Here is an 11,534-nt window from a genome sequence, read left to right as displayed (position 1 = left end):
AACCTCAATTCTTAGGCTTTTTCCTGTTATATTTATTCATCGCCGCATCTACGCCCTCGGACAGGATCATCTCCACAGCCTCTGCCGCATCATTGATCCCTTCATCCACAAGCTTGCGGTCACTGTCCGAAAAATGACCCAGCACAAAATCTGCCAGATCCCAGTCTTTCGGTTTTGCACCGACACCAACACGGATGCGGATAAATTTTTCAGTTCCAAGGCGGCGGATAATATCCTTGATCCCGTTATGTCCGCCTGCACTGCCTTTTTTGCGGATACGAAGCTGCCCAGGCTCCAGATCGATATCATCGTAGATCACGATCAGCTCTGTCTCCGGATCGATCTTGAAATAGCCGGACATCTCCTGGATCGGACCGCCGCTTAAATTCATATAGGAAAGCGGTTTCATCAGAATAGCTTTTTCACCGCCGATGATACCTTTTCCATACATGGCATTAAATTTTACGCCGCCCTGCGGGATATTATGCTTCTCCACAAGACAGTCAACGGTGTCAAAGCCCATATTGTGGCGTGTAGCCTCATACTGCTTTCCCGGATTTCCCAAACCTGCAATTAAATACATAAAAACTCCTCAGCTGTAATCTACCTGTTTCAATGTCAGGCCTTCTTATGCCTTAAGGCATACAAATGCTCTGATCGTATCAGTTGAAATATACCATCTCATCAGCAAGTGGCTCACAAACTTCTACATGCTCTGCGTAAAGTACGATTCCCTCTCCCTGATATTCCATTCTCTTCTCAAACGCAACCTTCGCAGTAACATCCACCCACTGGCCTTCTGCGATCTTCGGAGCAAAAGCGCTCTTGCAGATGTAACCAAGGAATGTGGTATCATCTGCACAGCATGTCATGGCTGTTCTTCCGGGAACAAAGAATTTGCTTCCCATTCCACGCGGCTTCAGGGCACGTGCTTTAAAGTGAACGGTTTTTCCGACATAACGGTCCGGATGATCCATGGAATCCACAAACCAGATACCATAATCCTCCGGAAGGATATCGATCACCGGGGCATCAATATCAAATGGCATCTCATCCTCAAAAAGATCACCAAGCTCACCCTCTTCATCCTCAAAGATGATCTCCGCACGCTGGTTCACCACCTTGATGCTTCTTCTGTAAGAAGGAAGCGGATCGTTCTCCTGGCAGCGGTTAAAGATAACCATATCCGCATTGCGGACCATGTCCATAAAAAGGGACTTCATATTCGCCATATAGACCTGGAATGTACTTGCATCCACACAGGTGATATGCTGCTCCACGCCCCAGCCTTCCGGTTTTTCCATTTCTTCGAATTTACTTACCAGCCACATGCCATTATACTCAATGATCACCCGCTCCGGCTGATGCAGGATCTCCATTGCCGCAAGTCGTTCCGGTGTAAGCTCTTCCTCGCTGTCAATGCTCTCCACAACAGTATTGCACTGTTTCAGTGCTTCCTCATCATATTCTTCCTCACCCTCTTCGCAAAGGATCAGCAGTGTTTTTCCATCGATCTGAAAGTAATCCTGCTGCAGGGTAAAGCTCAGGAAAGAGGTCTTGCCGCTTTCCAGAAAACCTGTGATCAGATAAACGGGTACTCTGGTCTCTTCCATAAATCCATCCTATCAGATACTGTACGATTTAATGTATAGTATCTGTTTCCTTTCTGTAACAATCTATATCTGTATTCCGCTTTGGCTTTGCGTCAAAACGGACATTTATTTTATCATATGCTTTATGCGATCCCGAAAAGCTCCTCCAGTGCATGCTCGTCAAGCTTAGAACCGATCACGCACAGACGGCCTGTATATTCCGGTGCACCCTCACGGATCTCAGTTTCTTCCGGAACCATATCAAAATAGATCCATGTTCCGTCTTCTGCCGGAAGCATTCCCTTTGCACGGAGGATGATACCGTATTTATCAGACTCGGAAAGTGCCTCAAGGATCTTCTCAAGTCCCTCACGTGTATATTTTTTAATAGTCTCACGGCCCCAGCTTGTGAAGACCTCATCTGCATGATGATGGTGGTGGTCATGTCCACAGCCACACTCTCCGTCGTGGTGATGGTGATGCTCATGCTCTTCATGATCATGGCCGCAGCCGCACTCTCCGTCGTGGTGATGGTGATGCTCATGCTCTTCATGATCATGGCCACAGCCGCACTCTCCGTCATGGTGATGATGCTCATGCTCTTCATGATCATGGCCACAGCCGCACTCTCCGTCGTGGTGATGGTGATGCTCATGCTCTTCATGATCATGGCCGCAGCCACACTCTCCGTCGTGGTGATGATGATGCTCATGCTCCTCCTCAAGCATCTCCTGCTCCAGGGATACCGGATGCTCCATAACCTCTACCAGTTTCTTACCGTCAAGATTCTCGATCGGAGTTGTAATGATAGCAGCATCCTTATTCAGGCTGCGGAGAAGCTCCAGGGACTCCTGAACCTTTTTCTCACTTGCAATATCGGTACGGCTCATGATGATAGCACCTGCATACTGGATCTGATTATCAAAGAACTCACCGAAGTTCTTCATATACATTTTGCATTTTTTTGCATCAACAACAGTTGTATAGCTGTTCAGTTTAATGTCAACCTCGTCCTGAACACCCTGTACAGCCTTGATAACATCAGAAAGCTTACCAACTCCTGACGGCTCGATCAGGATCCTGTCCGGATCATATTTGGTAACAACCTCTTTCAGAGAGGTTCCGAAATCTCCTACCAGAGAGCAGCAGATACATCCGGAGTTCATCTCACGGATCTGGATCCCTGCCTCTTTCAGAAATCCGCCGTCAATACCGATCTCACCGAACTCGTTCTCGATCAGAACTACCTGCTCACCCTGAAATCCGTCCTTCAGAAGCTTTTTGATCAGAGTTGTTTTTCCGGCGCCAAGGAAACCGGAGATAATATCAATTTTAACCATTTTGTATACACTCCTTTTAACGTAGTTTGACCAGGAAGTATTATACCCCCTGGTTGTATCCTGTTATGCTCATGATGACAGAGAAAAAAATACCTGTTTCTGTATCTGCTGTCATTATATCCATTTTACAAAACAGACATTCCTATTCTGCTTTATATTCAGATTAATAGAGGGATGTGAAAAGCTCACATCCCTGAAAATCGTTCTTCCTATCAGCCGTTGATCATAAAGCTCATAAGCTTGTCGATATCCTCTTTCTCTGCTGCAACGATCTCAAGCTCCGGGATCTCACCAGCGGAAAAGATGTTTGCAAGAGATACATACTGGGAAAGCTTGGATTTCAGGTTCAGTCTGTCTCCCTCTCCTGTTACAAGCTCTACTCTACCCTTGCAGCTGTCAATTACCTCAAAAAATTTATCAATATCTGTAATATGTGTTACTTTCATTTTAAAAATCTCCTTTCTTATTAAAGGGCTGTTCTTAACTCTTTCCGTTAGATTATACCCCAGTGTTTTTAAAAAAGCAATCCCTGCCGGGCAAAAACACTTCACAGATATTCTCTACGGATCTATATATATTTCGTCATATTTCTTCAATTTCAACGGTACAGTCTTTTCTTCCCTTGTTCCATTTCATGAGATAAACCTTAAATCCCAGAGAATCTCTGGCAATGGTAAACGGTTCTTCCCTGAGTACTTCGGATCCCATACCCTGCTCGTTCAGCTCTGCCTGCTTTGTCCTGGCTTTTTCTGTAAGAACTCTAAGTTCTTCATCGGCTTCTTTTCCAAAAGAACGATTCCCATATCCGGATGAAGCTTCCCGCAGCTTTTCAGAAAGGCACATCGTTACCTGGATGTGTTTTGTACGGTGAAGCATTCCTGCCAGTTTCCGTGCTACCCATTTAAACGGAAGTTTCCGGTAAATTTCAAGCCACCTGACAAAGGTACGGTCTCCTGCCTGCCTTGCGATCTCTCCCATTACCTCAAATGCCTTTTCCGAGGGAATCCACGGATTTTCCCTGGGAACAATATACTTTTCCGGAACAGCAGGATAACAGCAGTAATTCAATGGCGGAAATTCCACCAGTGCAGAAAGCTTCTCCTCCAGAGCGTTGCAGCTGTCCCCGCCTATATAATCATATTTGTCGCGGAGGATCGCCAGCCGATATTCCAGCTGCCGTAAGTATTCATACCCTTCTACCCAGAAATGACCGATCCGGCTGTAATCGTAGAGATGTTTTTCCAGAGACAGAGTTTCAAAAAACAAAGTCACCACCGAATCATCCTGGTGGACCACAAGGATATATTCTCTCCCCTGCCGGCTTAAATCTGCCAGGATCTCGCCCTCGTAATCCGGTTTGTATACACCTGTCATACGGGCATTTCCAAAAACAAGAAAGCTTTCTACCGCATCATTCATAAGATACACAAGACGGATTTCGCCGTTTTTTACATAAGAATCCACTCTGTACATATTGTCATCGGACTTTTCCGCAATTGCTTCCGAAAAAGCACTTTCTGAAGCTGCTTTCTGATCCTGCGGATCTTTCTCATCATTCACTGCCACCAGTTCAAACTGATCTTCTCCAAGCAGCTCTGCAAGCTTCTGAAAGGTATCTGGCAGCTCTTCAAAGGCCTTCTCTGAGACATATCTCTCCGGTGCTGTTTTTCCTGCAGTATTATTTCCAGTATCCATCAATTACCTCTTTATTCAGTTTCTCCCCAATAACGATCATGATCTCCTGTCCCAGCTTTGCCGGCCGGATGCAGATCTCATGGCGGGTAGCATTCAGCTCCAGCCACTGTCCATCTTCTTTTCTGAGAAAACCTTTTACGCGAAAAACATCTCCGCAAGATGGATCATTCAGGATCCTTTCTGCAGTTTCATGAAGTTCCTCCTCGCTTTTATGAACGTTCATAAAAAACAGAGAATCAAATCCGCCGCCTTCCGCATAGGATTCCTTCACGTAATCCTCTGCCACATACCCGCAATCCAGGATCTTTTCCAGGTCTGTGTCTGTGAGATCATCCCAGTTTCCGGTGAGAATCTCACTGTCCAGACGGCGCCTGCACTGAATCTGGCCAAGTGCACGGTTGAGATGCTCTTTTGTGCTGCTGATCTCTTCCACCGTGGCTTCCTGGCTCCTGCTCAGTAATACATAGCCTGCATCTGCCACCTCGGAAGCCAGCAGATAATCCGCTTCCGCAGAAAGATCCTCTGCCAGCTTCGCATCCACAATGGCGATCACATTTCCGATCTCATACCATTTATCCAACGGTTCCTCATGGAGGGCGTCAAAGAACTCATCCACATCAAAGATTCCGGATGGTTCTACGATGACACGGTCGTAACCGCACATTCCCATGGCGATCAGCTTTGTCTTAAATCGCCGTCTGTGACAGTCCGCATCACAGCCCCCGGAAACCATCTCCAGCTCACAGTTGTCTCCCATTAGATCCTGAAGCAGCATCATATCCACATTCACTGCCCCGAAATCATTTTCCAGGATCCCGATGTTCATGCCTTTTTTCAGAAGATAGGAGGCATATTTTTTTATAAATGTTGTCTTTCCGGATCCGAGAAATCCGGTTATCAGATCGATCTTTATCATATTTCTTCCTTTACCTTATCAACTCTCCGGAGCATACAGTAAAATAAATGCAAATATATGCTTTACTTATGTTCCGGTCATATTTCAATAATCTCCTGCCCAACAAATGCCGGACTGCTATCAGTATATAATCTTTTTTCCGCAAAGAAAAGAGGCGGTCCTGAAAAATCCTCTCAGAACTACCTCTTTCCGGCTATTTTATCTTTTTATAAACATATATGAAGATTACTTTGTAAACAGATCTACCAGATCCTGACCATCATTATAGCCCTGTTTTTTCAGTTCCTGAACAAACCAGTCATCTACACCGTCTACTGCTTTCTTAAAGGAATCGATATCCATGTCCTTTTTCTCTGTGAAGGTCACACTGTTTTTGTCTGCCCAGCGTGCTTTGATCTCATCATCACTGGAACGGTTGATGTAACGCTCATACTCAACAGCTTTCTGACCACACTCGTCAACAACAGCCTGCTGCTCCGGTGTCAGCGCATCATAAATATCCTGGTTGATGCAGAAGAACAGGCAGTCATAGATTGCATCCCACATGGAGCAATATGGCTGTACCTCCTGTACACTGGCTGCATCGATGGCGGGCAACGGATTCTCCTCGCCCTCTACCGTATTCTGCTGAAGTGCTGTGTAGGTCTCGGACCAGTTCATATTTGTAGCATCTGCCCCCCATCTCTTATAACACTCCATAAGAAGATTAGAGCCGGCTACACGAACCTTCAGATTCTTCATATCATCTACAGATTTTACCTCATGCTTGCTGTTTGTCAACTCACGAAATCCGTTCTCTGCAATACCCATACAGTGAAGTCCGTAGCCGTTAAGGATCTCCTTCAGCTTGTCTCCGGCCTCTCCGTCAAACTTCGCATCTGCATCATCATAGGAATCATAGATGAACGGCAGGGATACCACATTGAAGCGTGGATCAAATGCAGAATAGATCAGATTGGAATGCATGGAGATCTGTACCGGGTCTCCGTTCATCAATGCCTGGATTCCCTCGGACTGATTTCCGTTTGTCAGCTGATCCGCTGCGTAAATGTTAACCTTGACCTTTCCTCCGGTAGCCTTTTCCATGAGTTCACCGAACTTACGTCCTCCATCAGCCCAGGTACTTGTCTCCGTTGTGGAGCATGCAAAGTTCCAGGTTGTCTCAGGCCAGTTCAGATCACTGTAATCCTCCACGGTATCTACCGAATCCTCTGTAAACAGATCTACAAGATCCTGTGCATCGTCATAGCCTTCACTCTTAAGCTCCTTTACAAACCAGTCGTCGATTCCGTCTACTGCTTTCTTGAAGGAATCGATATCCATATCCTCTTTCTTTGTAAAGGTCACACCGTTGCTCTTCTCCCAGCGGCTCATGATCTCCTCGTCGCCGGAACGGTTGATATAACGCTCATACTCAACGGCCTTCTGGCCTGCCTCATCAACAACCTGCTGCTGTTCCGGTGTCAGGCTGTCATAGATATCCTGGTTGATACAGAAGAACAGACAATCATAGATTGCATCCCACATGGAGCAGTACGGCTGTACCTCCTGTACACTGGCTGCGTCGATCGCAGGCAACGGGTTCTCCTCACCCTCTACCGTATTCTGCTGAAGTGCTGTGTATGTCTCAGACCAGTTCATATTTGTGGCATCTGCCCCCCATCTCTTATAGCATTCCATAAGAAGGTTGGAACCGGCCACACGAACCTTCAGGTTCTTCATGTCGTCTACTGTTTTTACTTCATGCTTGCTGTTTGTCAGCTCACGGAAACCATTCTCTGCGATTCCCATACAATGAAGTCCGTACTCACCAAGGATCTCTTTCAGCTTTTCTCCGGCCTCACCGTCAAATTTTGCATCCGCGTCATCGTAGGAATCATAGATAAACGGCAGGGATACTACATTGAATCTCGGGTCAAATGCAGAATAGATCAGATTGGAATGCATGGAGATCTGTACCGGATCTCCATTCATCAGTGCCTGGATTCCCTCGGACTGATTTCCGTTTGTCAGCTGATCTGCTGCGTAAATATTAACCTTGACTTTTCCGCCGGTTGCTTTTTCCATAAGCTCACCAAACTTACGTCCTCCGTCAGCCCAGGTACTTGTTTCAGTTGTAGAGCATGCGAAGTTCCATGTCATCTCCGGCCAGTCAAGATCACTGTAATCCGCGATGGTATTAAAGGAATCACTTCCGTCTCCGGAATCCTTGGAGCTCTGGCTTTCTGTGTCAGAAGACTGGTCTCCTGTATAGGAGCCCTCTTTTGCAAGAGCCTTCGGAAGAGCTGTGGAAACAGCCGGAATATAAGTGATGATCAAAAGAACTGCAACGGATGCAGCGATCATCGGCATAACTGCTCTGGAGATCTGCTGAAGAGTAACCTCCAGACCTTTTTTGATCTTGATACTAATGGCAACGAAAAGATTTACACCTACCGGAGGTGTTACCTGTCCGATCGCAAGGTTAACTGTTGCCATAACACCGAATGCTACCACATCATAGCCCAGAGCCTTACATACCGGAAGCATGATCGGTACAAAAATGTACATTGCAGAGTTTGCATCAATGAAGCATCCTGCGATCAGGAAAATGATGTTTACGATCAGAAGGAAGGTAAACTGATTATGTGCAATGCCGGCAAGAAGCTCAGATGCCGCATTTGCAATACCAAACTTGGTACATACAAAAGAGAACAGGGAAGCACTCGCTACGATCAGCATGATTCCACCGGTTGTCTTTGCAGAATCCACAAGAATGTCAAACAGATCTTTGAGCTTAACCTCACGGTAGATCACCATACCAACAAACAGACCGTAAACAACAGATACGGCTGCAGCCTCAGTTGGTGTAAAGATACCGCCGTAAATTCCCCCGAGGATGATAACCGGCATCAGGAATCCCCAGAATGCATCTTTAAATGTATCCCAGCGCTCTTTTGCGGAAGCTTTTTCACGGGATGGCTGAATGTTATGTTTCTTTGCCTCGATCATAACGATGATCACAAGAGCAACACCCATCAGAAGTCCCGGAACGATACCAGCCATAAACATATCTGCAATAGATACCCCTGTGATAGAAGCGTATACAACGAATGCGATACTCGGCGGTATGACAATGGCGATGGAACTGGAGGTTGCCATCAATGCCGTGGAAAACGGTGCGGAGAAACCGCCCTGCTCAACCATAGCCGGGATCAGAACTGCTCCAAGTGCCGCAACCGTTGCAGGGCCGGAACCGGAGATCGCTCCGAAGAAGCAGGCTACGATAACACATACAATGGCGATACCGCCCTTTTTATGTCCTACGCAGGTATCTACGAAGTTGATCAGTCGTTTGGAAATACCGGCTTTTGCCATAATGTTTCCGGACAGAACAAAGAACGGGATAGCAAGAAGCAGGAATTTACTGATTCCGGAGTACATATTTGTAGCTACGATCGTCAGAGATGTACCGGAATAAAGGATGGCACATACAGATGACAGACCTAAGCAGATCGCAATGGGAAGTCCCAGGATCAGGAAAACAAAGAAGGAGATAAATAAGATTGCACTGATCATTTATTTGTCCTCCTTTTCATCATCTTTTTTCAGGCAGAAGTCGAGGCAGTACTCAATAAAATGAAGGATCATACAGCCTGCTCCGATCGGCACGAAGGACCAGAAGATCCACTCCGGCCAGTTCAATACGAAAGTTCTCTTGCCGTTTGCCAGCTGTGTAAGAACCTTGTCCATTCCATATTTAAATAAAATTGCGGAAAAAACAATGCTCAGGACCGTGATCAGGATCACAGATGGTTTTTCCAGTTTTTTCGGAAGACGGTCCGTAACCAGTGTCAGACTTACCAGCCCTCCTTTTTCACGGCAGGCAAGTGCTGCTGCCAGAAGTGTGATGAGAACAAACACCGCTACAACAAGCTCTTCTGTAAAAGACCATGAGCGATGGATGACCTTACGGGAAAATACATTTCCCACAGTCAGCACAAGGATCAGCAGTGTGGAAATGACCAGTACGATTTTTTCTACTGCTGCAAGTGCGTTCATGAGTTTTTTGTACACTTTCATACTCTTTCCCCTTTTGTATATTTTTCCGGTTTCAGATCCTTACCGCGTGGTTTAAAATGTTTTGGATAAAAAAAATCCGTCCCCTTTCAGGGACGGATATAAAATTCCGCAACCACCCTGTTTCTCCATTGAAACAAGCACGATTCTGCAACGTACCGGCATACGCGACTTCTGTAACGGGAAGCACCCGTGAAAACCTACTTACTTGTCTGAAACTTTCGGCTTTCCTTCTCAGGGATGATATTCAAGGCAGTTCCGACGCTGCATCACACCAGTCACAGCTCTCTGAAGACGGTTCCTCTGTCTTTACTGATTCCCTTCATGGAATTTACTTCTGTTATGTGTTAACTCTTTAATGAGTTAAACCAATTCTAACTCTGTTTGTTTTGATAGTCAAGTTTTTTTTTCAAAAACTCCTTCAGGCGTTCTTTCCTTCTCCGGCGAAGTACTCCTTCACAAGCTTTACAACCACACCGGAAAGCAGGAATACTGCGATCAGGTTAGGGATCGCCATCAGACCGTTGAAGGTCTCTGCGATACTCCAGAGAAGTCCAAGGTCAACAGTTGCGCCGATGATCGCTACCAGAGAGTACAGTACCATAAAAGGTCTGATAGCTTTTTCCTTAAAAAGGAACTCCGCACATCTGGCTCCGTAAAGTCCCCATCCAATGATAGTGGAAAATGCGAAGCAGCACATGGCAACTGCTGTAAAGATGGAAACCCAGTTTCCGTATGTACTGGTAAAACCGCTGATGGTAAGCTCCGCTCCTGCTGCTGCGCCATAACCAACCGGCACCCCGCTGCAGAGGATGACAAGCGCTGTCAGCGTACAGATCACGATCGTGTCCGTGAATACCTCAAAGATCCCGAAAAATCCCTGTTTTACAGGTTTTCTGGTGTCTGCACAGGCATGTGCGATGGAACCGGTACCAAGACCTGCCTCATTGGAAAAAATACCTCTGGAAACACCTTTTTTCATACTCATGAAAAAGCTTCCTACTACGCCGCCTGTCACAGATGCCGGATTAAATGCCCCTCTGATGATAGCGCTGAAAACACCCGGAACATTTTTCCAGTTGATGATAACTACACCGACAGCAAGAATAATATAAAACAATGCCATAAACGGTACCAGCTTTTCTGTAACCTGGCCGATCCTTTTGATTCCGCCAAGCAGGATCATTGCCACAAGGATCGCAAGGATGATCCCCATAACAAGGTTTACCGTAGAAGTATTGTCTGCAGCGATCACATTGTAATTGATCAGTGCAGAATCAATAGCTGTTGTAATGGTATTAACCTGGGTTGCATTTCCGGTTCCGAAAACAGTAAGCACACCAAAAGCGGAAAACAGATATGCCAGCCAGTGCCAGTGTTTTTTTAGACCATTCTTAATGTAATACATTGGTCCTCCAACCAGATCTCCGTTGGCATTGGTTTCGCGGAAATGTACCGCAAGTGTTACTTCTGAAAACTTTGTACACATTCCAAGAAGTGCAGAAATCCACATCCAGAATACGGCTCCCGGTCCTCCGATGGCAATAGCACCTGCCACACCTGCAATATTTCCCGTTCCCACGGTAGCAGCTAACGCCGTACAAACAGCCTGAAACGGTGTCAGACTTCCATCGGAAGCTTCTCTTTTCCGAAGCATACGTCCGATAGTGACCCTGATGGCATAGGGAAATTTCCGAATCTGGAGAAAATTCGTGCGGATACTTAAATAAAGACCTACACCAATAATACAGATCATCGCAGGAACGCCCCAGATAAAATTGTTTACAGCAGCATTCACTGATTCAATAACAGATAACATTCTATAATCCTTCCCTTATTTAATTTTGTCTTTTTGGATTGTACGTTTGTCTGTACAAAAAGACGATTCGTTAGATTATATCACATTTTTTGTCGAATGTATAAGAGAAAAGC

At 45.9% G+C, this 11,534-nt stretch carries 9 protein-coding genes and 1 other annotated feature; all 9 genes read right to left on the bottom strand.

Annotated features, from left to right (window positions below; genetic code table 11):
- Positions 1-4: 4 nt before the first annotated feature.
- The 9 genes from pth to NQ489_RS02805 all read right to left on the bottom strand — a co-directional run bounded on the left by pth (position 5) and on the right by NQ489_RS02805 (position 11,421).
- The gene (pth, locus tag NQ489_RS02845) at positions 5-583 is read right to left on the bottom strand and encodes an aminoacyl-tRNA hydrolase (RefSeq protein WP_015525511.1); all 579 of its coding nucleotides are present in this window, start codon (positions 581-583) and stop codon (positions 5-7) included.
- Positions 584-662: 79 nt separating this feature from the next.
- Entirely contained in the window at positions 663-1,613 is a 951-nt protein-coding gene (locus NQ489_RS02840) for a TIGR03943 family putative permease subunit (RefSeq protein WP_021651300.1), read from the bottom strand.
- 122 nt (positions 1,614-1,735) lie between these two features.
- Positions 1,736-2,932, bottom strand: coding sequence for a CobW family GTP-binding protein (locus NQ489_RS02835; RefSeq protein ID WP_114001534.1), 1,197 nt, complete (start codon positions 2,930-2,932; stop codon positions 1,736-1,738).
- Positions 2,933-3,144: 212 nt separating this feature from the next.
- Positions 3,145-3,378, bottom strand: a complete 234-nt coding sequence (locus NQ489_RS02830; RefSeq protein ID WP_044962326.1) for a hypothetical protein — start codon at positions 3,376-3,378, stop codon at positions 3,145-3,147.
- 136 nt (positions 3,379-3,514) lie between these two features.
- Positions 3,515-4,627: a DUF3878 family protein gene (locus tag NQ489_RS02825; protein ID WP_021652868.1), complete on the bottom strand. Its 1,113-nt coding sequence runs from the start codon at positions 4,625-4,627 to the stop codon at positions 3,515-3,517.
- Complete coding sequence (locus NQ489_RS02820; protein ID WP_015525506.1) at positions 4,611-5,543, bottom strand: GTP-binding protein; 933 nt, start codon at positions 5,541-5,543, stop codon at positions 4,611-4,613. Before NQ489_RS02820 ends, NQ489_RS02825 begins: the two co-directional genes overlap by 17 nt.
- Before the next feature lie 225 nt (positions 5,544-5,768).
- Entirely contained in the window at positions 5,769-9,101 is a 3,333-nt protein-coding gene (locus NQ489_RS02815) for a TRAP transporter large permease subunit (protein ID WP_021652866.1), read from the bottom strand.
- Positions 9,102-9,605 carry a TRAP transporter small permease gene (locus NQ489_RS02810; RefSeq protein ID WP_015525504.1) on the bottom strand — a complete coding sequence of 168 codons (504 nt, stop codon included), beginning with the start codon at positions 9,603-9,605 and terminating at the stop codon, positions 9,102-9,104.
- An 85-nt stretch (positions 9,606-9,690) separates the two neighbouring features.
- Positions 9,691-9,937 (bottom strand) — a binding site (T-box leader).
- Between the two features lie 86 nt (positions 9,938-10,023).
- A complete protein-coding gene (locus tag NQ489_RS02805; RefSeq protein WP_015525503.1) occupies positions 10,024-11,421 on the bottom strand; it encodes an alanine/glycine:cation symporter family protein in 1,398 nt (465 codons plus the stop codon).
- Positions 11,422-11,534 lie beyond the last annotated feature (113 nt).

The sequence above is a fragment of the Blautia sp. KLE_1732_HM_1032 genome (assembly GCF_025147905.1).
GTDB classification, from domain to species: Bacteria; Bacillota; Clostridia; order Lachnospirales; family Lachnospiraceae; genus Blautia_A; species Blautia_A fusiformis.
Note: the sequence above shows the minus strand (reverse complement) of the source record. Positions and strands in the feature narration are given on the sequence as shown.